This is a genomic window from Parafrankia sp. FMc2 (assembly GCF_041008525.1).
Classification (GTDB): domain Bacteria; phylum Actinomycetota; class Actinomycetes; order Frankiales; family Frankiaceae; genus Parafrankia.
In genome coordinates, this window is the sequence record NZ_JBFLUG010000046.1 from 1 (window position 1) to 24,515 (window position 24,515).

General features: G+C 71.9%; 19 protein-coding genes and 1 tRNA gene. 3 read left to right on the forward strand and 17 right to left on the reverse strand.

The genetic code is table 11. The features are described from left to right. Positions 1 to 207: 207 nt before the first annotated feature. Positions 208 to 357 (forward strand): hypothetical protein, encoded by a 150-nt coding sequence (locus AB1460_RS17570; RefSeq protein WP_368962572.1) that lies wholly within the window; start codon positions 208 to 210, stop codon positions 355 to 357. A gap of 470 nt (positions 358 to 827) precedes the next feature. Here the strand turns inward: AB1460_RS17570 and AB1460_RS17575 are convergent. The 4 genes from AB1460_RS17575 to AB1460_RS17590 form a co-directional block, all read right to left on the reverse strand. After that, positions 828 to 900, reverse strand: a tRNA-Lys gene (locus AB1460_RS17575). Between the two features lie 185 nt (positions 901 to 1,085). Beyond that, a complete protein-coding gene (locus tag AB1460_RS17580) occupies positions 1,086 to 1,778 on the reverse strand; it encodes a hypothetical protein (protein ID WP_368962573.1) in 693 nt (230 codons plus the stop codon). A 751-nt stretch (positions 1,779 to 2,529) separates the two neighbouring features. After that, on the reverse strand, positions 2,530 to 4,134 hold the full coding sequence (locus AB1460_RS17585; protein ID WP_368962574.1) for a flavin monoamine oxidase family protein: 1,605 nt from the start codon (positions 4,132 to 4,134) through the stop codon (positions 2,530 to 2,532). 197 nt (positions 4,135 to 4,331) lie between these two features. Beyond that, positions 4,332 to 4,916, reverse strand: coding sequence for a lytic polysaccharide monooxygenase auxiliary activity family 9 protein (locus tag AB1460_RS17590; protein ID WP_368962576.1), 585 nt, complete (start codon positions 4,914 to 4,916; stop codon positions 4,332 to 4,334). Positions 4,917 to 5,161: 245 nt separating this feature from the next. Here AB1460_RS17590 and AB1460_RS17595 point away from each other — a divergent pair, with 245 nt between their 5' ends. Next, positions 5,162 to 6,067 (forward strand): ribonuclease BN, encoded by a 906-nt coding sequence (locus tag AB1460_RS17595; RefSeq protein ID WP_368962577.1) that lies wholly within the window; start codon positions 5,162 to 5,164, stop codon positions 6,065 to 6,067. A 9-nt stretch (positions 6,068 to 6,076) separates the two neighbouring features. Continuing rightward, positions 6,077 to 6,550: a PPOX class F420-dependent oxidoreductase gene (locus tag AB1460_RS17600; RefSeq protein WP_368962578.1), complete on the forward strand. Its 474-nt coding sequence runs from the start codon at positions 6,077 to 6,079 to the stop codon at positions 6,548 to 6,550. Between the two features lie 24 nt (positions 6,551 to 6,574). Here the strand turns inward: AB1460_RS17600 and AB1460_RS17605 are convergent, their stop codons facing one another. The 13 genes from AB1460_RS17605 to AB1460_RS17665 form a co-directional block, all read right to left on the reverse strand. Then, positions 6,575 to 8,515, reverse strand: a complete 1,941-nt coding sequence (locus AB1460_RS17605) for a PP2C family protein-serine/threonine phosphatase (RefSeq protein ID WP_368962579.1) — start codon at positions 8,513 to 8,515, stop codon at positions 6,575 to 6,577. A gap of 335 nt (positions 8,516 to 8,850) precedes the next feature. After that, entirely contained in the window at positions 8,851 to 9,840 is a 990-nt protein-coding gene (locus AB1460_RS17610) for an LLM class flavin-dependent oxidoreductase (RefSeq protein ID WP_368962580.1), read from the reverse strand. Further along, a complete protein-coding gene (locus AB1460_RS17615; protein ID WP_368962581.1) occupies positions 9,837 to 10,520 on the reverse strand; it encodes a VWA domain-containing protein in 684 nt (227 codons plus the stop codon). The genes AB1460_RS17610 and AB1460_RS17615 overlap by 4 nt, the downstream gene beginning before the upstream one ends. A 47-nt stretch (positions 10,521 to 10,567) precedes the next feature. Then, positions 10,568 to 10,759: a hypothetical protein gene (locus AB1460_RS17620; protein WP_420497301.1), complete on the reverse strand. Its 192-nt coding sequence runs from the start codon at positions 10,757 to 10,759 to the stop codon at positions 10,568 to 10,570. 85 nt (positions 10,760 to 10,844) lie between these two features. Next, positions 10,845 to 12,827, reverse strand: coding sequence for an ABC transporter ATP-binding protein (locus AB1460_RS17625; protein WP_368962583.1), 1,983 nt, complete (start codon positions 12,825 to 12,827; stop codon positions 10,845 to 10,847). Further along, positions 12,820 to 14,751 (reverse strand): ABC transporter ATP-binding protein, encoded by a 1,932-nt coding sequence (locus AB1460_RS17630; protein ID WP_368962584.1) that lies wholly within the window; start codon positions 14,749 to 14,751, stop codon positions 12,820 to 12,822. Before AB1460_RS17630 ends, AB1460_RS17625 begins: the two co-directional genes overlap by 8 nt. Beyond that, positions 14,744 to 16,552, reverse strand: coding sequence for a dipeptide ABC transporter ATP-binding protein (locus AB1460_RS17635; protein WP_368962585.1), 1,809 nt, complete (start codon positions 16,550 to 16,552; stop codon positions 14,744 to 14,746). The genes AB1460_RS17630 and AB1460_RS17635 overlap by 8 nt, the downstream gene beginning before the upstream one ends. Continuing rightward, positions 16,549 to 17,610 (reverse strand): ABC transporter permease, encoded by a 1,062-nt coding sequence (locus tag AB1460_RS17640; protein ID WP_368962587.1) that lies wholly within the window; start codon positions 17,608 to 17,610, stop codon positions 16,549 to 16,551. The genes AB1460_RS17635 and AB1460_RS17640 overlap by 4 nt, the downstream gene beginning before the upstream one ends. Next, positions 17,610 to 18,566: an ABC transporter permease gene (locus AB1460_RS17645; RefSeq protein WP_368962588.1), complete on the reverse strand. Its 957-nt coding sequence runs from the start codon at positions 18,564 to 18,566 to the stop codon at positions 17,610 to 17,612. The genes AB1460_RS17640 and AB1460_RS17645 overlap by 1 nt, the downstream gene beginning before the upstream one ends. 30 nt (positions 18,567 to 18,596) lie before the next feature. After that, positions 18,597 to 20,261: an ABC transporter substrate-binding protein gene (locus tag AB1460_RS17650; RefSeq protein WP_368962590.1), complete on the reverse strand. Its 1,665-nt coding sequence runs from the start codon at positions 20,259 to 20,261 to the stop codon at positions 18,597 to 18,599. A 54-nt stretch (positions 20,262 to 20,315) separates the two neighbouring features. After that, positions 20,316 to 21,563 (reverse strand): acyl-CoA dehydrogenase family protein, encoded by a 1,248-nt coding sequence (locus AB1460_RS17655; protein ID WP_420497302.1) that lies wholly within the window; start codon positions 21,561 to 21,563, stop codon positions 20,316 to 20,318. After that, positions 21,560 to 22,882 (reverse strand): LLM class flavin-dependent oxidoreductase, encoded by a 1,323-nt coding sequence (locus AB1460_RS17660; protein WP_420497303.1) that lies wholly within the window; start codon positions 22,880 to 22,882, stop codon positions 21,560 to 21,562. The genes AB1460_RS17655 and AB1460_RS17660 overlap by 4 nt, the downstream gene beginning before the upstream one ends. Beyond that, entirely contained in the window at positions 22,882 to 24,054 is a 1,173-nt protein-coding gene (locus tag AB1460_RS17665; RefSeq protein ID WP_368962591.1) for an LLM class flavin-dependent oxidoreductase, read from the reverse strand. Before AB1460_RS17665 ends, AB1460_RS17660 begins: the two co-directional genes overlap by 1 nt. Positions 24,055 to 24,515 lie beyond the last annotated feature (461 nt).

The following is a 24,515-nucleotide window of genomic DNA, read 5'->3' on the forward strand; positions in this document are numbered from 1 at the left end:
CAGCGCTGCTTCCCGCCCTCCCCGGCGCCTCCCGGGTCAGACTGCGCTCAGCTCCCACCAGACTGCTGCGACAGCCCGGCGAGGAGGTCTCGCACCTCCTTCGATTCCCAGCGCCTCACGGCGCACCTGCGCCTCACGGCGCACGCATGATCTCCGCCATGCTTTCGCCTCGATGCTCTTCGCTGAGGGTGTGCCGGCCGGACGGTCATGGAGCTGCTCGGGCACTCCACGATCCAGCTCACCATGAACACCTACACGCACGTGATGCCGGAGACCCAGCGCGACGCGGTCAGCCGCCTCGACCGGATCTTCAGCAACGATGCCGGCGAAGAGGATGAGGAGAACCTCGCTGGCTAACTCTGAAGCTGAGTGACTGACGGCGCCCCGGGACAGCTGCTTACCGCGCAGCGCCCGGGGCGTTGGCTACTTGCGACCCACCTAGGACATATCTACACATCCGTGAACACACGGTAACCACGAACGAGATCGAGGCCGGTCGAATCGCCAGATGAGTATCCGAGGTTGCACGGAAAGGCACAATATCCGCATGAAGCAGCCTCGACGCTCTAATGGTCAATGGCGGAAGCGCCACTTCTGGGAGACGACAGGCTTCTTGGTGGCCGTGCTGATTGTGGTTCTGGTCATCGGCCTATCATGATCAGAGTAGCCGCGAACCGCTGGGCATGTACCCGTACCTGAAACCGCAGCCGAGAACGGCATGTCCGCCCAGGGCTCTACGTCCAGACGAAAGCCACTTAGGTACAAAGTTGGGTACAGAACCCTTTTGGGAATAACTACCGAAAGCCAAAAGGCTTGGTAGATACGGGTGCGCCGCCAGGGACTTGAACCCCGAACCCGCGGATTAAGAGTCCGCTGCTCTGCCAATTGAGCTAGCGGCGCCTGCCCCCGCGTCTCCGCGGCGACGAGGACAACCATACCAGCTCCGCGAGGTACCTGACGCGGGGGGTGGCGGCCGGCTCCTGCCGATCATCCGGGACTGGAAGTCCCCGGCCGCCAGATGATCAGCAGGCATCGGTCGGGGGCGTTTACTCGGCCCCGGCCCCCCGGCCGCCGGCGGCGCGCTGCTACTCGCAGGCCACGCCGTCGTCGTCACTGTCGAGCTGGTACGGGTCGGAGCCCCGCACCTCGATCGGGCCCTGCACGTACTTGGGCCCGTTGCCGCTGCCGCCTTCGCAGTCATAGTCGGAGGCGTTCGGGTCCAGGCAGGCCCCCGAGTAGGAGGGGTGGCACGCCGAGGTGGCCGGCTGCTGCTGCGGCGGGGCGACAGGCGGCGGAGGAGGCGGCGGCGGGGCGGCTGCCCTGGTCACCGGTGCGGCGGGTGCCAACCCAGCGGGCTGCTGAGCAGCGGGGGGCGGCGCGGCCGGCGGCTGGGCGGCCTGCGGCTGGGCGGCCTGCGGCTGGGCGGCCGGCGGCTGGGCGCCTCGGGCGGGGGCTGGCGCCGGAGCACCAGGGCCTGCTGCTCCGGCCTGGGCCCCGGCCCGGGCTTCCGCACCGCCGCCTGATCCTGGCTTCCCGGCGATGCCGGTTCCTGCCCGCGCCGCAGGTCCCGCCGATGGGGCGAACGGTGGCGAGGGTGCGGGTGACGATGACGCCGGCGGAGTGGCCGCGACGGGTGGTGTGGTCATGGCCGGCGAGGTGGCTGCGGCCGGAACGCGGGCGGGTGTGGTGGTGGGTAGCCCGGCTGCGGCGCCGGCGAGGCGGCTGGCGTCCTGCGCGCCGGTGGAGTCCTCGTTCTGGCAGGCAGCGATCAACAGCATGGCGAGGGTGGCGCTGGCGCCGAGGAGGCGACCACGGGCAGCGCCGCGGCCTGGCGCCGCCGGGCGGCGACGACGACGCGGGTTGCGGAGGCCGCCCGGTCTCGATGCGCAAGGCATTCCCTGGCGTGGCCCGGGTACTTCACCGTTCGACGTCGCTGCGGGTGCCGCGCCGATCGGCGGTTCCGGGCTGTACGCCGCCCGACTGGTTCTGGGCATGGCTGAATCGGTCACTTCTGTATCTCCCCCCGAACTTTCTGTGACCGGGTCAGCGTAGGTATCTCGTCCGGTTTCGGGTCGAAATGGTTTCCGCGTTGCCGGAACCGCGTCTCATTGCAGTGACCTGGATGGCTCACGATGGCCTTGGTAGCCCGCACGAGTCGGATACGTGCGCTTCCCCTGAGGGGAGGGCCCCGAGCGGCCCGACGGGTGGAGGCGGGCAGGCAGGCCGCGGAACGCGTCCGGACTCCGCGCACACTCGTCGTGTGTGCACGCCTGGCGGGCGGGCGGGGCCACTTCGGGTGGCGCGGTGGTCGGGGCCGCCTGGTTACGGCCCCGACCACCAGCCGGAACGTGCGCTCAGTCAGGGTGCCCGGCCGCGCCGGCGAGGACGACGCCCGCGCCGACCCCGCCTCGGTGAACGTGCGGTTTCGGTGCCTGGTGATGCGCTCCGCGGCGGGATGTCGGCGTTCGGCCAGGCGTTCGGCCAGGCATTCGGCCAGGCGCCCGGATCAGGCAGGGGGACAGCGGAACGTCAGCGGGAGCCCTGGGTGAGGGCGACGGAGTCGGGCACTCGGACGGCTTCGGGAACGGTGAGCGGGATGATGCCCTGGATCTGCCCGATCACGTAGTGGGCCGACATCATCGCGCCCTCCTGCCAGCCGGGCAGCGGGGAGCTCTGGTCGCCCAGCACGTAGAAGCGTCCGTCCCCCTCTGGTTGGAGAAGCTGCTTGTAGGCCGCCATGTGCACGGGATCCTTCGAGTCCCAGCCGGCCCAGCCGCCGAGTTGGTGGGGCACCTTCTGCCAGGCGATGGTGACACCCTTCGCGGTGGGAACGACGCTCTCGTCAGCGAACGTCGGGTGCAGGTCCGCCGCACCGGCGCGCGCCTGCGCCAGGCGCTCCGACGGTGAGAGGTCGCCGAACTTCTCGGCCACGTCGGTGAAGTTGTAGGCACCGGTGACGGTTCCCGTCGCCGAGAAGTAGTCGTTGCTGGGATACCAGATCTGGGTGATCGGGTGGTTGGTCCAGCTGATCCCGCCGTAGATCTGGTCGGTGTCGTTCTCCCAGAAGCGTTCCTCGGCCTGCCAGCCGACCTTGCAGGTGTTCGCGAAGTCGACGGCGTTGATCGCGTCGCGGAACTCGGTGGAGAAGTTCGTCGGCAGTCGCCGCAGTACCGGCAGCGGGATGCTGCTGACGCAGTAGTCGGCGGTCAGCGTCCGTGATTCGCCGCCGCGCAGGTATTCGACGGCCACTCCCCCGTCGACCAGGCGGATCGCGGTGACCTCGGAGTTCAGCTCGACGATATCGCCGAACTTCTTGCTCAGTTCTCGTTCGAAGGCGGTCACGATGCGGTCCATCCCGCCGACCGGCTGGAACATCGTGGCCTGCCACAGATAGTCCACCGGCTGGTAGAAGCTGTGGCGCCAGAAGCCCGATTCCACCAGGTCCGGCAGCGGGATCGGAGGTGCAGAGCGGGGGAAGTCGTGCACGTCGGGATCCTCGATGTACCCGGAGCGGGTGGAGCCCTGGTAACTGTGGTCGTCCTCCAGGGAACCGAAGACCCGCAGCAGGTCCAGCAGCTCTCCGGTCGCGGTGTCCCGTTGCACGAGGGTTTCGGCGAGCAGGGCCGCGATGTGCCCGCGGGTGTCGTTGGCGACCTGCCGGTTCCGCCAGCGGACGACCCTGCCGTCGGCGAGGTGAATGACGTTCGCCGTGGTCTCCTTGATGTACGGCTCGAGGGCGACGCCGAGCGCCTGGCAGTAGTCGAGTACCCGGCGGTGGTGGTGCGGGATGCGGCCGGGGCCCAGGTTGAGGTAGAGCCCTTCGTCGAAGGAGCACTCGTGCGTGGTGACCGGCTCCCCGCTCGGCCCGAGCTCGCGGAGCCGATCACCGTTGCGGGCAGTGCGGTTACGGCCGCCGGCGCGGTCCGAGGCCTCCAGCACGATGCACCGGTAGCCCAGTGTGCTGAGTTCGTAGGCCGCGGTGAGCCCGGCGACCCCGGCGCCGAGGATGGCGACGGTGGCACCCGCGCGGGGCGCCGGGGGCTGCTCGAACGAGCCCGACCAGCCTGTCGCTTCTGGCCCACCCTGGCCGATCATCGCCCTTCGGAGTGCGTCGGCGGCGGTTCGCGCGGTCATGGGAGTCGTCCGCTGTTGGCGTCGTGCATGCTTGACCACCTTTTCTTCCGTGGCGTGCGGATGTCGGATGTCGGATGTCGGATGTCCGGACCTCGACGTCTCGGAGCTGAGGTCTGGTCCGGTCCGCGGTCGCGACTGGAAAGGCCCCGCCCCGGGCCGAGAGAGGTCCGGGACGGGGCTCAGGTGTTACGCGGGTGTCACCCGGTGAAGTTCAGGTCGATGACCTGGTAGAAGGCCTTGGAGGTGTCGGCGACTTCCCAGACTCCGAGCAGTACGTGGTATCCCTGCCGTCGCGGCAGCATGAGGGTGTGCCGAGTCGGATCCGCCGGTAGGAGGTCGTCGGCCGCCCAGTAGGGCTGCCCGCTGTTCTGGACCTGGTGGATGGGTTGCGACTCGAACTGGGCACGGCTGAGCGGGGCCTTCGGGTCCCAGCCGTCCCGGGTGATGAAGTAGTTCCAGCGCCGCGTCTTGTGCGGGGCATGGAAACCCCAGGTCACGGTGAGCTGCTGGCCGGACTGGACGGAGTGCTTCTGCCAGTCCGATCCCGGCCTGTCCAGTTCGGCGGCGTAGTCCTGGCCGGCACTGGCGATCTTCCCGTCGGCGGGCGGGGTGTCGTTGTAGACGTCGTCCGGCGCGTACGGGTCTTTCAGCCCGGACTCCGTCGCCGGGAAGAACTTCCCGGATTCGAGGCCGGCGGACTGCCATTCCTCGAGATAAATGCTCGCACGGGAGGCCGGGTCGGAAACGAGACCGTGGCGCGGCGCCACTCTACTCTGGGTCATAACGCAACGGTAGCGTCGCATCTCCTGGTTTGCATTACCAAAAAATGGGGGAGGCCCGCGATTTCGGCGATGATTCTTTGAATCTGGAGGGCCGTTTGCGAACTTTTTCGACGAAAGCCGTGGACCGGGACCGTCGCGGCCGGATCGGGTCGCCAAGCCGTACCGGATCGGGCTGTCGGCCAGGCGCGCGGGTTCAGGCAGGCCGGGTCCGCGTCATTCCGCGGCGCATCGGCGAGGATGGCCGGGTGCAGCGGCAGTCCGGTGCTGCCGCCCGCAGCGGTGGGGAGTCGCGCCGGCCTGGCCGTGCGGCGGGGCTGGTTCGGCTCCTCGGACGCCTGTTCAGGGCGGTCGGTACCGGTTTCGGAATGTTCCGCCGGCGGGTCCGCGGGTCCCTGCGCGGTGATCTGGCGTCCAGGCTCCGCGCGGCGGACCTGATCAACGGGGCGATGAATCTCGCCGCGCTCATCCTGATGATGTTCTTTCCGTTCGTGATCGCACTGGCAGCGGCGTCCCCGCTGCGCAGTGGCGACGCGGCGGACATCGTGATCAGGCGCATGGGGCTGAACCACGAGGCGGCGATGGCTGTCGAGCGGCTGTTCGCCCCGCGGGGCGGAACGATCGTCACCGGCTGGTCGGTGGTGGGCGTGCTCTGGCTGGTGCTGGGTGGGGTGAGCCTGGCCACGGCCGTCCAGGTGGTGTACACGCGTGTCTTCAGCCTGCCGGCACCCGGCCTGCGTGGCCTTCCCAGCCAGCTCGGCTGGCTGTGCGGGTTGATTGTCTTTCTGGCTGTTTCGACGGCGCTCGGCGCCGTCCTGACCGGCACCGTGGCCGGGCAGATCTGCTACGGCCTGGTCGCGACCGTGATGCTGGCGTTCTTCCTGTGGGCCGGGGTCCGGGTGCTCACCATGGGCCGGCTGGGCTGGCGGGACGCCTGGCCGACGGCCCTTGCCACGACGATCGGGCTGACCGGTCTCGGTGTCGTCAGCCGCTTCGCGTTCTCCGCGTCGATCGTCTCGAACGAGCGCACCTACGGCTCGATCGGCGTGGTGTTCACGATTCTGTCCTGGCTGATCGGTTTCGGCGTGGTCCTGATCGGCGGGGCGGTCGTCGGCGGCTGGTACACCGAGACCACAGGTGAGCGTCGCCACTAGCATCGGCGGGTGAGCCCTACCGCCGCGCGTGATCGTGCCGTCGACCGAGCCGGTCTGCTGGAGTTCGTCCGACCCCGCCATCACGGGATCCTCGTCACCACCCGGCGGGATGGCAGGCCGCAGGTCTCCCCGGTGGTGATGGGGGTCGACGCGGCCGGCGACATTGTGGTCTCGACGTACCCGGACCGGGCGAAGGCCCGCAATGCGCGCCGGGACGAACGGGCGTCCGTCTGTGTCCTCTCGGAGAGCTTCAACGGCGAGTGGGTGCAGGTCGACGGCACGATCACGGTCGTGGATCAGCCCGAGGCCGTCGAGGAGCTGGTCGAGTACTACCGCTGTATCAGCGGCGAGCACCCGGACTGGGACGAGTACCGCGAGGCGATGCGCCGGCAGGGCAAGGTGCTGCTGCGGCTACGGATCGACCGCTGGGGCCCGATCAGCCGCGGCGGCTTCCCGCCCCGCCTCCTCGACGGGACGTCCTGACCCGTCAACGGATGTCCCGACCTGTCAACGGGTGTCCGCTGACCGGCCGGTCAGTGCGATGCCGAGGATGCAGATGTCATCCTCGCGCTCGGCGGGGCCCGCGATCTCGGTCAGCAGGACGTCGCACAGTCCGTCGAGGGTGGAACGGGGTGAGCTGGGCGTTCTCTCCAGCTCCAGGGCACCGGCGAGTTCCGAGGTGAGTCCCTCCAGTGCGGGGGGCGCGACGGGTGCGGCGGCCAGCAGCGCGGAGAGGTCCAGGGCGCCCGCGCCCGACGCACCACTGCCGTCGCCGTCATTGCCGTCGCCGTGGCGGTGGCGGTGGCCGTCGCCGCGCGAGCCGTTCCCCTGGTGGCTCGGGCCGTGACCGTTCCCGTTCGGGCCGTTCCCGTCGCGGTGTGTCGCGGCGGCGTTGGCGTGGGCGGCGGTGCCAGGCAGCCGGGCTGCCGTACCGGCCGGGCGGGCGATGGTGGTGCCGGGCAGCCGCGCGGTGGTGCCGGGCAGCCGCGCGGCGCTGGCGGCGGCGAGCGCGGCGAGGCGGGCCGAGATGGAGACCCCGCGCTGCTCGACGAGGCCGTCCGTGTAGAGGAGCAGGCCCGGCCCGGTCAGGGTGAGGCTGCTCTGACCGTAGGGGTGGTCGGAGAGCACCCCGAGCATCGGGCCGTGGACGTCGGACAGGTATCGCGGGCCGCCGTCGCTGCCGGCGAGATGCAGGGGCGGCGGGTGGCCGGCGCAGGACCAGGTGAACCTGGCGGTCGCAGGATCGAGGTGAGCGATCACCGCGGTCGCCAGGATCTCGCTGCCGCTGCGTGCGAGGTTCGCGGAGAGCTGGGTGGTGATCGCCGCCGGGGAGAGCCCGTGCAGGGCGTAGGCCCGGGCCGAGTGGCTGAGTTCGGCCATCAGCGCGGTGGCGCGCAGGCCGTGGCCGCCGACGTCCCCGATGGCCAGGGCGAGGGTCCCGTCCGGCAGGACGGTGGCGTCGTACCAGTCGCCGCCGATGCCGACGTCCCGGCCGGCGGGCAGGTAGCGGGCGGCAAGCTGGACGCCGTCCACGCGCGGCAGCTGCGGCGGGAGGATCGCCCGCTGCAGGGTCTCGACCACGCACATCTGGCGCTCGTACCTGCGGGCCCGTTCGACGGCGTGCCCGTAGGCGGCCGCGATGGCGAGGAGGAACGAGCGGCAGGGCCCCTCGAACCTCCTGGGGTCGGGCCAGGAGAGCAGCAGTACGCCGAGGGTGCGGCCGTCCACGGTGATCGGCATGCTGGCCGTCGCGGAGATGCCGAGCGTCGCGAAGACCTCGGTGCGGTCCGGGTAGTCGCCGAGGTAGGTGTCCTTCGTGTCGTCGAAGCGGGCCCGGCCGGTCCGCATGACCTCGACGGCGGCGGCCGGGCCGAAGCCGTCGGGGCCGGCCCACAGCCGGTCGACGATGGGTGGGCGGGGCCAGGCGAGCACCCGGGTCCGCACGCCGGTGCGGTCGGGTGTGGGGATCTCGGTGCCGGCGTCGGCGTGGCCGACGTCCCGGTCGTCCTCGCACAGCACCATTCCGATGAAGGTGGCACCGAGGCCCGCGATGCTGCGGAACGCGACCTGGGCCACCTCCTCCACGGTGAGCGCCGTGCTCAGGCCCTCGGTGAAGTCGAGCAGTTCCAGTGACTGGGCGAGCCGTGACATCGACCCCTGCTCCTCACAGGCCGAGTCGCCCGCGGGTGGACCGCCGCCGGCGGGCGCCGACCCGTCGCCGGTCACCGACCCGTCACTGACCGCTCGCCGCACCGGTTCCCGGCAACCCGCCCGGCCGGGCACCGGCGTGCCCGCGGGCACCGGTGCCGGTGGTGTCAGCAGCGGTGCCTCCGGCGCGAGGATGCCGGCCCTCGCGGGCGGGCCGGCCGCCACCGCTTCCGGTGCCGGCGTCCTGCTGTGGTGGCCGCGGCCGCGGTGATGGCGGTGGCCGCCTCCCGGCTGTTCCATGTACTGGACCCTCTCCGTGCACCAGATCCCGCGGGCGGCCCGGCGCGGCGTGCGCGGGCACCCGCGGGATCTGGTGGGACACGCTGATCAGAACCTCCGCATGGACCGGGCGGTGACAGCCTGGCCACCCCCGGCACGCCCCGTGGCGCACCCCCGGCCGGGCTCTCCTACGGGGAACGAGCGGGCTGCCGGTGTGATGCCACGCACCACGAGAAACTCGTCACCGGGCGAGGTCGCCCCAGGCCCGACCGTGACACCGGCCGGGCATAGGTCGCCACCTCGTTGTCTGCACGAGAGCGGCCACAAACCGGCCTCAGACCGGCCTGACACCGGCCTCAGGCCGGTGTCAGGCCGGCGGCGCGGGCGGTCAGCTCCACCGAGTGGAGTCGCTGGCTGATCGTCGGGGCCTGGTGGGCAACGATCAGTTCGTCGGCGTCGGCGTGGGTCGCGAAGCGGTCGAGATAGTCCCGGACCGTGTCCGGAGTTCCGACCGCGCTGTAGCGCATCATGTGGGTGATCTGCTGCCCCTGCGGCGAGGCGAGGACCTCGTCGGCCTCGTCGTCGCTGAAGGTCCGGCCGCCGCCGAGGAGCCAGCCGACCCGCTGGCGCTGCGTGGTCCGCAGCTGGTCCTGCGCGTCGTCGTCCGTGTCGGCGGCGATGACGCTCACGCCAGCGATCACATACGGCTGGTCGAGCTGCTCCGAGGGCTGGAACAGCCGGCGGTAGAGAGCCACCGCGTCCTGCAGTGCGTTCGGCGCGAAATGGGAGGCGAAGCCGTAGGGCAGCCCGAGGTGCGCGGCGAGCCGGGCGCCGAACAGCGACGACCCGAGGATGTACAGCGGGACGTCCGTCCCCTTGCCGGGAGTGGCGTCGACGCCCGGGACGAGGGAGCGGCCGGTGAGGTAACCGCGCAGCTCCTGGACGTCCTGCGGGAACCGCTCGGCGGACCGGTCGTCACGCCGCAGGGCACGCATGGTCTGCCCGTCGCTGCCGGGCGCCCGTCCGAGGCCGAGGTCGATCCGCCCGGGGTGCAGGGTGGCCAGGGTCCCGAACTGCTCGGCGATGGTGAGCGGCGAGTGGTTCGGCAGCATGACGCCGCCGGCGCCGAGCCGGATGCTGCTCGTGCTGGCCGCCACGTGCGCGATGAGCACGCTCGTCGCCGACGACGCGATCCGCGGCATGTTGTGGTGCTCGGCGTACCAGATGCGCCGGTAGCCGAGCGCCTCCGCGCGGCGTGCCAGCTCGACGCTGCCCTCCAGGCTCTGCCGAGCCGTCTCCTGCGCCCCGATGACCGCCAGGTCGAGGATCGAAAGCGGAACGGTCACAGCGCACCCCTGATCAGTCCCGCGGCCCGGGCGTCGTCCAGCCACTGTGGGTACTCCTCCAGCAGCAGGTCGAAGAACTCCTCATCGCCGATCGCCTCGACGTCGTCCGGCTCGACGAAGTGCGCGTTGTCGACGGGCCTGCCGCGCAGGTCGTCAAGGCGGCGCAGGAAGTCGAACGGACCTTCGCCGACACCGAGGAACTTGTAGAAGATGTTCCGCTGTGACGCGATGACCAGCTCTTCCTTCGCCGCGGTCCGGCTGTCGGGCGCGCCGTCGGTGACGAACAGGACGTACACCGGAAGCCCGTCGGACGGGAAGTGCTCGCGGACGAGCCGCATCGCCGCGGCATAGTCAGTCCGGCCCATCCGGCGGCCGGCCCGCAGCCTGTCCACTCCCCCGGTGTAGTCGGCGATCCGCAGCTCACCCGCGTGGACGGCCCCGGTGTCGAAGATGAAGACGTCGATCGCGCCGTCATCGTCGAACTGCGTCGCCAGCGCGAGGGCCCGCTCGGCGAGCCGTTGGACGACCCCTTTCGTGTACAGCGCCCGCATCGATCCGCTGTGGTCCACGCACAGCGCGACCTTGGCCTGCTCGCTGTCCAGTGCCTGTTTCGCCAGCCGGGAACGTGCGTCCTTCACCAGGCTGAGCAGGCCCGGCGCACCGGCCTCGATCTTCGCCATCGATATCGGCATGCGCCCACGCTATCGGGCCTCGTCAGAACACCTTTTCAGGAATCCCCCGGCGTCCAGCCGAGCTGCGGAGCGACGGTTGTGGCGATGTCCTCCAGCAGCCGCAGGTTCTCCCGCAGCCCGAACGCCGGCGGGAGGAACGCGATCAGTTCGTCCGCGAGCGGAACGCTCGGGTCCGCCAGCAGCTGGTCGACGACCGCGGACGGGTCCCCGTGGTGGACGGGGCTCATGGTGAACCTGGCGGGCGGGACCGCGGCGGGCGCCAGCGCCCCGCGCGGGCGAAGGAGGCGGCGCCGGCGGAGGGGGCGGCGGTCGTCATGGGGTGCTCCTGTCGTTCCGCAGGGTGCGGTTCGTCCCGCGGTGCTCGTCGCTCTCCTGCGAGGGCTCCTCCCGAGGGGAGGGCACGGGGTTACCGGCGAGGGTGTGGTCGGCCCAGACGGCGTGCAGCTCCGCGTAGCGGCCGGGCTGCTGGACGAGCTCGCCGTGCCGGCCGTTCTGGACGAGCCGCCCGCCGTCGAAGACCAGGACGCGGTCGGCCCGCTCGGCGGTGACCATCCGGTGCGCGATCGAGACGGTCGTCCGGCCGACCGTGAGCGCGCCGAGCGCGTGCTGGACGCGGACGTCGGTGGCCGGGTCGACGCCGCTGGTCGCCTCGTCGAGGACGAGCAGGTCGGGGTCGACCAGCGCGGTGCGGGCGAGCGCGACGAGCTGACGCTCGCCGGCGGACAGCCGTGCGCCGCGCGTCCCTACGCGGGTCCGGAGGCCGTCGGGCAGGGTGTCGACCCAGCCGCGCAGGCCGAGCGAGTCGATGATCTGGTTCAGTGCCCCCGCGTCGCCGCGCACCCCGGCGAGAATGTTGTCGCTGATCGTCGCGTCGAACAGGAACGGGTCCTGCGGGACGATCGCGATCCGGCGCTGGAACGACAGGTCCGCCACCTCGCCGACCGGGACGCCGCCGAGCAGGACGCGGCCGTGCGGCGCGACGAGCTGCCGGGTGAGCAGGCGGGCGAAGGTGCTCTTGCCGGAGCCGGTCTCACCGACGACGGCGACGTGCTCCCCCGGCCTGATGCCGACGGTGAGGGCGTGCAGCACCGGCGGGCCGTCCCCGTAGGCGAAGGTGACGTCCTGCAGGTCCACGGCGATCGGGCCGGGCGGCAGCTCGCGGCTGCCCGGCCCGGCGACCACCCCGGACGGGGTGGCCAGCACCTCCGCCGCCCGCCGCCAGCCGGCGAGGGCGTTCTGCACCTCGCCGAGCATCTGGACGAGCTGTTGCAGCGGCCGGACGAAGAAGGTGACGAGCAGCAGCATCGCGACCAGCTCGCCGGCGGAGAGGTGCAGCGTCGGCTCCCACCGGTGCTGCCCCAGCGACCAGCGGACACCGGCGACGACGATGAAGGCGGTGATGAGTGAGATCGCCACCTCGCCGAGGGCGGTGTTGGTGTGCAGGGGCACCAGCGTGTGCCGCTGCGCCGCCGCGACGTCCTCCACCGCGGCGTCGAGGGCGTCCCGGCTGCGCTGCTCGGTGCCGGTGGAGCGGACGACGCTGATGCCGGCGACGGCTTCACCGACCGCCGACTGCATCGCCGACACCCGTTCCCGCACGGTGGTGAAGCGGCGGCGGACGACGGCCTGGATCCGGCGCATGACGACGAGGAGCACCACCGCCGCGGCCAGCACGGGCAGCGCCAGCTGCCACGAGTAGGTCCCGATGAGGACCGCGGCGATGACCATCTGCGCGCCGTTGACCAGCAGCAGAACGCCGCCGTTCTGGACGAAGGTCGTCACCGCGTCGAGGTCGCTGGTCAGCCGGCTGACCAGGTCGGCGCTGGGAACCCGGGCGAACCGCTCGTACCCGATCTCGTGGAGGCGGCCGATGCCGTCCGCCCGCAGCTGGGCCAGGGCTGTCTCGGTGCGCCGGAAGACGCGCCGGTTGAGCCACCAGGACGCCAGCGCCGCAAGCACCGTGGCCGCGGCGCCGACACCGACCGCGCGCAGGACGACCGCCGCGGTGCCCGGGTGCGGGTGAAGCAGGCCGTGGTCGAGGGCGTACTGGACGGTGAGTGGGGTGACGATGCGCCCCGCGCCGGCGATCAGCGCCAGCAGCAGGCTGATCACCAGGCCGCTGGTCAGGGCGGGCAGGGTGGAGCGCAGCAGCCGGAGCAGCTCGCGGGGCCGGGCCGGCCCGAGATCCGCCAGGCCGCCGCCCACACCAGCATCGCCGCCCCCACCAGCACTGGCTCCGCGGCCGCTGCCGGTGCCGGTGCTCCCGGCACCACTCATGACGACGCGGTCACGCATCGGCAGGTCCGGTGTCAGCGGCGGGCCCGAGGTCGGCGTAGGCGTGCAGGATGCGCCGGTAGTCGGGCTCGGCGGCGAGCAGTTCGGCGTGGGTGCCGGTGGCGGCGACCCGGCCGGCCCGCAGGAACACGACCCGGTCGGCGATCAGGACGGAGCTGGGGCGCCCGCCGACGATGAGCACCGTCACCCGCCCGCGCAGCCCCGCGAGTGCGCCGAGGACGTCGCGTTCGACCGCCGGGTCGAGGGCGGAGGTGGCGTCGTCGAGCAGCAGCGCCCGCGGTTCCCGCACCAGGGCGCGGGCCAGGGACAGCCGCTGGCGCTGACCGCCGGAGAGCCGGGCACCCCGCTCGCCGACACGGGTGTCGAGCCCGGCGGGCAGCCCGCGGACGACCTCGTCGGCCCCGGCCGCCGCGAGTGCCCGCCACAGCTCGGCATCGGTGTAGGGACGGTGCTCGCGGGGGTGCCCGGCGAGCTGGAGGTTCTCCCGGACGCTGCCGCTGAACAGCCACGGTGTCTGGGCGACGACGGCGAGGTGGGCGGCGAGCTGCCCGCGGGCGAGGCCGGCGGCGGGCACTCCCCCGATCTCGACGGCACCGGCGGACGGGTCGGTCTGCCGGCCGAGCAGATCGACGAGGGTGCTCTTGCCCGAGCCGGTCGCGCCGACCAGCGCGACGATCTCCCCGGCCTGGATCTCCAGGTCGACGTCGGCCAGCAGCCGTGCCGCGCCGACGTCCAGCCCGGCCCCGCGCGCCCGCAGCGCGAGCCCGCCCCCCGCCGGCCCCGCCGGCCCGGTCGGCCCGGTCGGCCCGGTCGGCCCGGTCGGCCCGGTCGGCCCGGTCGGCCCGGTCGGCCCGGTCGGCGCGGGGGGCGCTGTCGGCAGGAGGAGGGTGCCGTAGGACGTGGTCTCGGCGGAGTCGAGGACGGCGCCGATCCGGGTCCGCCCGGCGGTCGAGATCGGCAGCATGCTGAGGAATCGGCTGAGGACATTGAGCGGGATGGAGATCGTGAGCAGCAGGTACACGACCTCCACCAGGACGCCGACGCTCAGGGCGCCGGACTCGAGCTGGCCCGCCCCGACAGCGAGGACGGTGAGCACCGCGGCGGTCGGCAGCAGTTCGATGATCGGATCGAACGCGGAGCTGATCACACCCATCGAGACGTTGTCGTCGCGCAGCCGCCGCGCGGCGGCTCCGACCCGTTCGCGCTCCCGGTCGGCGAGGCCGAGCGTGCGGACGACCTGGCTGCCCTCGATGCTTTCCAGCGCGAGCGCGCCGAACTGGCCGCGGCGGTCCTGCGCCGCGGCGGCGCGCGGGCCCAGCAGGCGCTGGTAGAGCAGGTTCAGCCCGAGGACGGCCGCGACCAGGGCGATGCCGACGAACCCGAGCACGGCCGCGTGCAGGAACATCTGGATGATCGCGATGACGAGCATGACGCCCATGCCGACCGCGAAGCAGAAGAAGATCATCGGGAGCCAGAGCGCGTCGACGTCGGCGACCGCGGTCGCCAGCAGCTGCCCGGGCGGGTGCCGCCGGTGCCACGCCAGTCCGAGGTCCAGGTAGCGGTGGACGACCGCCCGCCGGACGTCGGCCTGGGAGTCGTGCTGGACGACACCGGTCGCGATGCCCCGGCCGATGATCGTCATCCAGCGCACGGTGGAGACGCCGAGGATCGCCCCGGCCGCGATCCACCAGGCCGCGCGGCCGACGTGGTCACCGGCCAGCGCCGGAACGATCAGATGGTCGGTGGCCCATCCGATCGCGGCCGCGCCGAGGATCATCGTCGTCCCGTTGATGATGCCGGTGACGGTGGCGACCAGGGCCGGCACCGGGTGGGCGCGTGAGCCGTCCACCATGGTCCGCAGCCCCGGCCAGACCGTCGCCTCCCCCCGCCGGACGCGCGTGACGCCCGCCCGCCGGTCAGGCATCCACGGGCACGCCTGATCCGGCGGACAGCGCGGGAAGCCCCGCGGTTGCCGCGGTTGCCGCGGTTGCTGTGGTTGCCGCGCCGGGTGGTGCGGAGAGGGCGGCGCTGCGCTGACCGGGAATGGCCTCGATCAGCTCGCGGGTGTAGTCGCTGGCCGGCGCGCCGAACACCTCGGCGACGGAACCCGACTCGACGGCCCGGCCGCGGTTGAGCACGGTGACGGTGTGCGAGATCTGCGCGACGACCGACAGGTCGTGGGAGATGAACAGGTAGCTGAGGCCGAGCCGCTCCTGCAGGTCCCGGAGCAGGGCGAGGATCTGCTCCTGCACGGAGACGTCCAGCGCGGAGACGGGCTCGTCGAGGAGCACCAGCTCGGGCTCCAGCGCGAGTGCCCGGGCGATCGCGACCCGCTGGCGCTGCCCGCCGGACAGCTCCGCGGGCAGCCGGTCGAGGTAGGAGGCGGGCAGCGCCACCTGGTCGAGCAGGGCGACGGCGCGGGCGCGGCGGGTGCGCCGGTCACCGATCCCGAACGCCACCAACGGCTCGGTGATGCTGCGGCCGATCGTGAACCGCGGGTCGAGGGAGGCGAACGGGTTCTGGTGAACGAGCTGGATCTTGCGCCGCAGCGGGCGGGTCTCCCGCCAGCCCAGGTCCGTGATGTCGACGCCGTCGAGAAGCACCCGCCCGCTCGTCGCCTTCTCCAGCCCCAGCGCGAGGCGCAGGGACGTGGTCTTTCCGGAGCCCGACTCGCCGACGAGCGCGTGGGTGCGCCCGCGGGCGACCTCCAGCGAGACGTCGTCGACCGCGAGGAACGACCCGGCCTGCCGGCCGGGCAGCGGGTAGCGCTTGGTGATGTTCTCCAGGCGGATCACCGGGTCGGGGGTGCTGACCTGCTCGGCGGGCACGACGAACCGCGGAACGATCCGGCCGCCGTGGGCCAGCCCGGGCGCGGCCGCGATGAGGCGCCGGGTGTAGTCCTGCCCGGGGCTGACCAGGATGTGCCGCGGGTTTCCCTGCTCGACGATCTCGCCGTTCCGCAGGACGATCACCCGGTCACTGCGGTCGGCGGCGACGGCGAGGTCATGGGTGATGATCAACAATGAGATCCCGGTCTCCCGGACCAGGCCCTCCAGGTGGTCGAGGATGCGGCGCTGCACGGTGACGTCCAGCGCGCTGGTCGGCTCGTCGGCGATGATCAGCTGGGGTCGCCCGGCGAGGGCGATCGCGATGAGCACCCGCTGGCGCAGGCCGCCGGAGAGCTCGTGCGGGTACTGGCGGGCCCGCAGCTCGGGGTCGTCGATGCCCGCCTGGGCGAGGAACTCCAGCACCTCGGCACCGACCCTGTCGCCGGACACCCCGCGCAGCCGGATCCCCTCGGCGACCTGCGGCCCGATGCGGCGGGTCGGGTTGAGACCGACCATCGGGTCCTGCGGCACCAGGCTGATCACCCGGCCGCGCAGCCCGCGCAGGGTCCGCTCGCGCGCGCCGACCACCTCGACGGCACGGGCCCGGCCGGGATCGCCCGAGTCTCCCAGGTCGCTCAGGTCGCCCGGATGACCCGGATGACCCGGATGGACCGTCACGCTGCCGCCGGTGACCCTGGCGTTGTCGGGCAGCAGCCCGATGAGGGTGTTGGCGATCGTCGACTTGCCGGAGCCGGATTCGCCGACCAGGGCGACGGTCTCGCCGCGGGCGACCGACAGGCTGACGCCACGGACGGCGGGGACGGTACGCCGGCGCCGGACGTAGCCGACCTGCAGGTCCGTCACGGTCACCAGCGGGCCGGCGGCTGTGTCCGTCATCGCTCGCGCTCCTGAAGGGTCTTGGAGATGTGGTTGAGGCTCAGCACCGTCGCGGCGACGAAGAGCCCGGGCAGCAGCGAGACCCAGGGGGCGGTGACGAGGTAGTTGCGGCCGGCGGAGATGAGGGTGCCCCACTCCGCGGCCGGCGGCGCCGCGCCGAAGCCGAGGAAGCTCAGCGACGCGATGTAGATGATCGCGACACCGGTGTCGAGCACGGCGAGCACCGCGACCGGGCCCCAGGAGTTCGGCAGCACATGGGTCAGCAGGACGCGCAGCCACGAGGCGCCACCGGCGCGGGAGGCCTCCACGTACGGGAGGGTCCTGATCCGCAGCACCTCCGCTCGGGTGGTGCGCGCGAAGCCCGGCATGATGCCCACACCGACGGCGATCGCCACCGGCACCGTCCCGAAGCCGAGGGCCGTGACGATGGCCAGCGCCATCAGCAGCGTGGGAATGGCGAGCATGACGTCCACGGCCCGCATGAGCAGCGCGTCCACGATGCCGCCGCAGAACCCGGAGAGCACCCCGAGCGCGAGCCCGGTGAGGACGGCGATCGCCAGTGCGATCAGCGCTGCCTTGATCGTCAGCGCCGAGCCGTGGAGCATGCGCGTCCACAGGTCGCGACCGATCTCGTCGGTACCGAACAGATGGTCGAAGCTCGGGGAGGACAGCCGCTCGGCCGGTGCGGTGTCGAAGGGGCCGCGCGAGGTGAACAGGCCCGGAGCGAACGCGGTGACGGCGACGAACGCGAGGAACAGCACCGCGACGACGAAGCCGGGCTTGCTCCCGAGGGTGCGCAGCGAGGCGACGAGGCCGGCCCGCCGCCCGCCCGGCTCGGTGTCGTCGACCAGCTCCTCACCGGGAATCACAGCTGCCTCGGCGACGCCGGACGTCCCGGAGGCCCTGGTACCTCCAGCGGTTCCGGCGCCTGCGGTCGCGCCGCCGGGCTCCACCACCGGCGCGGCGGTCGACGGCCCGGCGGCCGCCGGCTGCAGGTTCTTCGACTGCAGGTTCTTCGACTGGAGGTTCTTCGGCTCGGTGCTCACCGAGAGGGCCATCAGGCGACCGCCTTCCGCTGACCGTGGACGATGCGTGGGTCGAGCAGCGGGTAGAGCAGGTCGACCACGAGATTGACGAAAACGAAGATCGCCGCGGCGAGCGTGACGATCGCCAGGACCACCGGCACGTCCTGGGCCAGTACGGCCTCCTGGGCGAGCTTGCCGATGCCGTTGCGGGAGAACACCGTCTCGGCGACGATCGCGCTGGTGACGGTCAGGCCGATGAGGACACCCAGGATCGTCACCGCCGGCAGGAGCGCGTTGCGGAAACCGTGGTGCCACTGCACGGCCGCGCGGGAGAGCCCCTTCGCCCGGGCCGTCGCCACATAGGGCTGGCCCAGCGTGTCGTCGAAGCTGCGCATCAGCACCTGCGCCAGCTGGGACGCCGCCAGGATCGCGATGGTGATCGCCGGCATCACCAGCGCCTTCCAGCCGTAGGTGCCGGTGGCCGGCAGCACGCCGAGGTTGAACGAGAGGAACTGGATCAGCAGCAGCCCGATGAAGAACTGCGGGAAGGAGGCCCCGAACGACGGCAGCCGGGTGAGGAACATCCGGGCCGGCCGCCACCGCACGTACGACGCCAGGTAGGCCAGCGCCGTGCCCCCCAGCAGCGCGAGGACGCCGGCGGTGACGGTCAGGGTGAGCGTGGGGCCCAGGCGCTCACCGAGCAGTGCGGTGACCGGCTTCTGCTTGGCGATCGACTCGCCGAGATCGCCGTGCAGGAAGCCCCACAGGTCCGAGAAGTACTGCTCCAGAACCGGGCGGTCGAGCCCGTGTCTGGCCTTCGCGGTGTGCAGTTCCGCGGGGGAGAGTTTGTCGGTCTCGATCCCCGCCGCTCCCAGTTGCAGCGCGACCGGGTCGCTCGGCAGCAGGTAGAGGACCGCGAAGGTCACGGTGTAGGCGGCCCAGAGCACTCCGAGTGCCTGTGCGAACCGACCGAGGATGTACCGCGTCATCGTGTTTCTCTTCTCTCCCCCGCGGCCCGGCTACTGCTTCCAGACGTCGTTGAGCTTCAGGAAGCTCTCGGACGTGAAGGCGAACCCGTGGACGCTCTTGCTGAGGCCGGCGAACTGCACCCGCTCGAACCACGGGAAGACGACGCCCTGCTCGATGAGCAGGCTCTGCAGCTCGGCGTAGGCCTCCTCGCGCTGTGCGTCGTCGGTGGTCTCACGCGCCTGGGCGAACAGCCCCTTGATCTCGGCGGTGGTCTCGGGTGCCGACGCGTTCGTCGCCAGCGCCTTGGAGTTGGCGTAGTCCGGGTCGAGCAGGAACTGCAGCGCCCCGGGGTCGGCGCGGGTGAAGTAGCTGGAGGTCAGGTCGTAGCTGCCGTTCCTGAGCACCGCCGGGAGCTCGGCCCCGGTGATGACCTCGAGCCGCAGCTCGATGCCGACCTGCTTGAACTGGTCCTGGATCAGCTCGGTGCCGAACACGGACTGCGCGGTGATGGGCAGTACGAGGGTGAGCTTCCTGCCGTCCTTGAAGCGGTAGCCGTCCTCGCCGAGCTTCCAGCCGGCGTCGTCGAGGAGCTTCGCCGCCCCCGGCGGGTCGTGGCGCAGCCTGTCGGACTGCGGGGCGAAGAACGGAGTCGTGGAGTCGAAGGCACCGGCGACGACCGGGTAGTCCGGACCGAAGATCGTCTTGGCGAAGGTCGGCAGGTCGAAGGCCTTGTAGAGGGCCCTGCGGACGTTGACGTCCGCCAGCGGCCGGCCGGCCGTCGTGTTCGGGTAGAAGGCGGCGGACACACCGGGCAGCGGCCGGGACTCGAGGACGCCGTCGGACCTCGTGATCAGCTCACGATCCTCGACGGTGAACGGGTTGCGCGGCCAGGCGATGTCGATCGCCCCGCTGACCAGGTTGCCGGTGCGGACACTGTCCTCGGCGACGTAGCTGAACTCGACCGTGTCGAGGTGAGCCTCACCGGTGTTCTCCGACAGCGCGGAGCCCCAGGCGTAGCCCGGGCGCTTCTGGAGCGTGGTCAGCTCGTTGGGCTTGTAGCTCTCCAGGGTGAACGGCCCGGAGCCGAGGTACTGCCCGAGGCAGCGCTCCTTGCTGGTCTTCTGGTACGAGTCCGGCGAGATGATCGCCAGGTTGGTCGTCGAGCTGGCCTGCAGGAACGACGAGTTCGGCGCCGAGAAGACGACCTTGACCGTGCTCGGGTCGACGACCTCGGTGTGGTCGAGGCCGAGGATGTAGCTGGCCCCGTACGCGGAGCCGCCGGTCTCCTTCACGACGGCCTGGGCGCCGTCGAAGTTCGCCTTCACCGCGGCGGCGTCCAGCGGGGTGCCGTCGCTGAACGTGACACCGTCCCGCAGGTGGAAGGTGTACTCCCTGCCGTCGGGGCTGATCTCCCACCTCTCGGCGAGCCAGGGCTTGATCTCCCCGGTCTCCGGGTCCTGGTCGGTCAGCGAGTCGGCCACGTTGCGGATCACCGTGCGGTGCTCGATCCAGTAGGTCTGGAACGGGTCGACGCAGGTGAACGACGGATTGTCCGACCAGAAGGCGATCTTGAGGGTTCCGCCGGCGACCGGCTCCCCTCCTGCGGCGGCCGTGCCGCCCTCCCCGTCGGAGGAGCCGCACGCAGTCAGGCCCAGCGCTGCCGTAACGGCCAGGGCTGTCGCGGCAATGCCGCGCCGGGACACGCGTCTCGTCATCGAATCCGTTCTTTCTTGTGCTCGCGTGTGGAAAGGACGCCAGTGCCTGGACGGCTACTGGCCGAGCAGCCGGCGGCCAGCCGCCAGCAGGGCGACGTCCTCCTGCGGCGGGTGGACCCGCACGCACAGGACGTCACGGAGGAGACGCTCGAAGGGCAGGTGCCGGGTCAGGCCCGGGTTGCCCAGCGCGGCCACGGCGGTGTTGACCGCCGCGATCACCGAACGCGCGATCTGGACCTTCAGCAGCGACAGCTGCGGAAGGTGGGTGGTGTCGCCGGCCTCGATCCGCAGCAGCGCGCCGAACAGGAGCGTCTCGGCCTGTGCGATCTGCGCGTCGATCTCGCCGGCGACGGTCTGGATCCGCTCGGTCGTCGCGATCGGGCGTCCCAGCGCGGTGGGAACCCGGTCGAGGGCGTACCGCACGAACGCGCTGCGGGCGGCCCGGGCGACCCCGATATAGAGCGCCGGGTGACCGAAGCTGCCGGCCGAGGCAGCCGCCGCCGGGTCCCGGTACACGCCGTCCGGCCCGCGCGGGATCTCGACGAACGTGTCGGCCGGCAGCTCGACGTCGGTGTACTCGACGTCGTGGGTGTTGGACGCCCGCAGGCCCAGGTGGTCCCAGGTGTCGATCCAGGTGATGCCGGGCAGGTCACCCGGGACGATCAGGTGCCCGACCCGGGGCCGCTCCGGGTCGCCGTCCGGCTCGTCGGCGACCGCCCAGACCAGGTGGAAGGCCAGCGCGGTACCGCCGGTGGCGTATGCCTTGCGGCCGTTGAGCACCCAGCCGTCCGCGGTGCGCTTCGCCGTGGTCTTCGGCAGGCCGCCGCGGGCGGGTGCGCCCAGCTCCGGCTCGGCTCGGATGGCGTTCGCCAGCGCCGGTCCGTCGAGCCCCCGGCTCAGGTACTCGGCGTAGTACGCCTCCGGCCAGAAGGCGGCGGCGGCCTGACCCAGGTGGGTCATCAGGTTGTTGGCCGCGAGCAGCCCGACCGAGGCATCGCCCTCGCCGAGCGCCATCAGAATGCGTGCGGTGTCGACCTGCCCGAGGCCTGGCCCGCCGTAGCGGGGGGCAACGGTCGCGGTCAGCAGCCCGGCGCGGTGCGCGGCCTCCAGCCCGCGGACCGGGATGGCACCGGTGCGGTCGTAGTCGGGTGCCACCGCGGCGATCTCCGCCGTCACGGCGGCCAGTGCCTCCGGCGACAGGTCGGGTACCGGCAGCATGGGAAACGTCGCGCGAGGCGCGTTCGACTCGGGAACGTCGGTGTCGTGCCCGCCCGGGGCCTTCTCCCCCACGACGGTGGTCATCGGGCGCCCGCCAGCCCGACCAGGTCGAACCCGGGCGAGAGCGCACCGGGATACTCGTCCTGCAGGGTTCCCCGCTGCCCGGTGGCCGCGCGGTGCGCGAGTTCCTGGCGGACCAGCGGCAGGATGTAGCGGCCGTAGTCGATGGCGTCGGAGAGGGTGTCGTAACCCCGGATCGACACCAGGCTGGCGCCCTGGTCGACATAGTCGAGGATCGCCGCGGCCACCGTCTCCGGGCTGCCGACCAGCGCGGTCGACGCGCCCGCGCCGCCCGTCGCGGCGGCGGTGCGGGTCCACAGCGCGCGGTCGTACACCTCCGAGCGGGCGGCGAAGTCCAGAGCCCGCTGCGAGCCGACGTTCTGTGGGGTGGCCCCCAGGTACCTCTTGTGGAACGCGCCGGCCTGGAAGGTCTTCTCGATCTTCGCCACGTACTCGTGGGCCTTCTCCCAGGCCAGCTTGTCGGTCTGCGCGATGATCGGCCGGAAGGTCACCCAGATGCGCGGCCGGTCGGCCCGCCCGGCAGCCGCGGCGATGCCGTTCACCCGGTCGATCTCCGAGCGCAGATCGGCGAGCGGCTCGCCCCAGAAGCTGAAGATGTCCGCTTTGGCCCCACCGACCTGGAACGCCGGCTCCGACTGGCCGCCGATCGACACGGGAATCGTCTGCCCGTAGGGGGCGAAGCCGGGCCCGAAGTCGTCGAACGTGTAGAACTCACCGTCGTGGCTGAAGGCACTGGTCTCCGTCCAGGCCCGGCGCAGCAGGTCGATGTACTCCGAGGTGCGGTCGTAGCGGCGGTCCTTCGGCAGGTAGTCGCCCTGGCGCGCCTGCTCGGCGTCGCTGCCGCCGGAGATGATGTGCACGACCGCGCGGCCCTCGGTCAGCTGGTCGAGCGTCGCGAGCTGCTGGGCGGCCACCAGCGGGAACGCGGTGTTCGGCCGCAGCGCCACGATCGGCCGCAGCCGCTCGGTGAGCTGGCCGACCGCCGAGGCGACGACGAACGAGTCGGCGCTGCTCGAGCCGTAGGGCAGCAGGGTGTAGTCGTAGCCGGAGTCCTCCAGCCAGCGCACGTACCGGCGGAAGTACTGCACGTCGATACCGCGGCTGGGCACCGGGTTCAGCTCTGTGGACGGGTTGAGGTGCGACAGGCTGATGAACTCGACCTGCGGGGACGCGGTCGGGGGAATCACGGAGGAGCCGCTGGAAGTCACGGGGTAACCGCCCGGGGTCGAGGTGGAGCCGGTGGGGATCAGCGCGGAACCGTTCGGCGCGGGACCGTTCGGCGCCGAGGTGGGATCGTTCGGAGGCCGGGTGGGGTCGCTCATCACGCCACCGGCCCGGCGGCCGCCGCGACGGCCAGCTCGGGGGCCCGGTCGTAGCCGGCGTCCTCGCGGACGATCTCGCCGCGCCGGCCCGTCGTATCGCGGTGCGCGAGCTCCTGGCGGACCAGCGGGATGATGTGGCGGGTGTAGTCGAGCGCGTCGTTGAAGTTGTCGTAGCCGCGGATGGAGATCAGGTCCGCGCCGAGATCGACGTAGTCGAGGATGGCCGCCGCCACCGTCTCCGGCGTGCCGACCAGCGCCGTCGACGCGCCGGTGGCCCCCGTCGCGGCAGCCGGGGCCGTCCACAGGGCGCGGTCATGCAGCTCGCCGGCGGCGGCCGCCGCGAGCAGCCGCTGCGAACCGACGTTGGGCGGCGACGTGTTCAGGTCCCCCCGGAACGCGGCGGCCGCCGGCCTGTTGCTCTTCAGCACGCCGAGAATCCGCGCCGCCTTCTCCCAGGCCAGCTCCTCGGTCTCGGCGATGATCGGCCGGAACGTGACCCAGATCCGCGGGGTGTCGGTGCGGCCGGCGAGACGCGCCTGCTCGGCCACCGCGTCGATCTGCTGCTTCGTCTCCTTCAGCGGCTCGCCCCACAGGCCGAAGATGTCGCCCAGTGCGCCGCCGACCTGGTAGGCCTGCGCCGACGATCCACCGACCGACACCGGGATCGTCCCGTTCACCGGACGCACCACCGAGACGAAGTCCTCGAACGAGTAGTACGTGCCGGAGTGGTCGAACGGTGCCGTCGAGCTCCACACCCTGCGCAGGATCTCGATGTACTCGGCCTGCCGGGCGTAGCGCTCGTCCTTGCCCAGGCGGTCGCCCTCGCGGGCCTGCTCGTGATCGCTGCCGCCGGCGATGAAGTGCACGACGGCCCGGCCGCCGCTGAGCTGGTCGAGGGTCGCCAGCTGTTTGGCCGCCACCGTCGGGTACATGGTGTTCGGCCGCAGCGCGATGATCGGCCTGAGCCGCTCGGTGTACTGGCTGAGGGCCGCCGCGATCGTGAACGGGTCGTGCCCTGCCGAGAAGTACGGGACCAGCGTGTAGTCGAAGCCACCCTCGTCGAGCAGCCGGGCGTACCGCCTGAGGTACGCAGGGTCCAGCGCGGCCTGCCGCAGCTGGTTCAGCTCGTTGGACGGATTGACGTTGATGGCGCTGATGAACTCGACGGTCACGAGGTACCTCCGCGGGGCGGGACAGCTGTCCGCACCGAGACGAACGGCCGGGGCGAAACGGCCGGCAGACGAAGAGCCGGCCAGCTGGGCGGGCCCTGCCAGGTGGTCAGGTCAAGGTGGACCGGTCCGGACCGGTCCGGACCGGTCCGGTGGACCGGACATGCGAAACGGCCTCCGCCCCGCGCGGGACACCGGCCACGACGACGCGGAATCCGCGCCGGGGCAGACGTCCCCGCACGGCCAGGCCGCCGGGTCAGGAAACGGCCGGGTGGGAGGACTGATCGGAGGCGCGCGCAGGGGCCCCGCCCGTCCGGCGAGGAAGGCCCGGCGGGGCGGCTAGGTGGCTGATCGGAGTGATCGGCTGATCTGGGCGACCCCGGGCGACGACCCAGGCGGCTCGAACGGGTCGCGGGACACCGGGTACCGGACACCGCCGGAACTCACCAGCAGCGGCGCGGAGC

Bases quoted from the DNA above. Each gene is read 5' to 3' on its own strand.
- AB1460_RS17625 (WP_368962583.1), bottom strand. From the start codon at position 12,827: ATGCGTGACCGCGTCGTCATGAGTGGTGCCGGGAGCACCGGCACCGGC.
- AB1460_RS17605 (WP_368962579.1), bottom strand. From the start codon at position 8,515: ATGGAACAGCCGGGAGGCGGCCACCGCCATCACCGCGGCCGCGGCCAC.
- AB1460_RS17590 (WP_368962576.1), bottom strand. From the start codon at position 4,916: ATGACCCAGAGTAGAGTGGCGCCGCGCCACGGTCTCGTTTCCGACCCG.
- AB1460_RS17645 (WP_368962588.1), bottom strand. From the start codon at position 18,566: ATGACGCGGTACATCCTCGGTCGGTTCGCACAGGCACTCGGAGTGCTC.
- AB1460_RS17585 (WP_368962574.1), bottom strand. From the start codon at position 4,134: ATGACCGCGCGAACCGCCGCCGACGCACTCCGAAGGGCGATGATCGGC.
- AB1460_RS17615 (WP_368962581.1), bottom strand. From the start codon at position 10,520: ATGGCGAAGATCGAGGCCGGTGCGCCGGGCCTGCTCAGCCTGGTGAAG.
- AB1460_RS17655 (WP_420497302.1), bottom strand. From the start codon at position 21,563: ATGACCACCGTCGTGGGGGAGAAGGCCCCGGGCGGGCACGACACCGAC.
- AB1460_RS17650 (WP_368962590.1), bottom strand. From the start codon at position 20,261: ATGACGAGACGCGTGTCCCGGCGCGGCATTGCCGCGACAGCCCTGGCC.
- AB1460_RS17580 (WP_368962573.1), bottom strand. From the start codon at position 1,778: ATGCTGTTGATCGCTGCCTGCCAGAACGAGGACTCCACCGGCGCGCAG.
- AB1460_RS17620 (WP_420497301.1), bottom strand. From the start codon at position 10,759: ATGAGCCCCGTCCACCACGGGGACCCGTCCGCGGTCGTCGACCAGCTG.
- AB1460_RS17570 (WP_368962572.1), top strand. From the start codon at position 208: ATGGAGCTGCTCGGGCACTCCACGATCCAGCTCACCATGAACACCTAC.
- AB1460_RS17635 (WP_368962585.1), bottom strand. From the start codon at position 16,552: ATGACGGACACAGCCGCCGGCCCGCTGGTGACCGTGACGGACCTGCAG.
- AB1460_RS17640 (WP_368962587.1), bottom strand. From the start codon at position 17,610: ATGGCCCTCTCGGTGAGCACCGAGCCGAAGAACCTCCAGTCGAAGAAC.
- AB1460_RS17660 (WP_420497303.1), bottom strand. From the start codon at position 22,882: ATGAGCGACCCCACCCGGCCTCCGAACGATCCCACCTCGGCGCCGAAC.
- AB1460_RS17630 (WP_368962584.1), bottom strand. From the start codon at position 14,751: ATGCCTGACCGGCGGGCGGGCGTCACGCGCGTCCGGCGGGGGGAGGCG.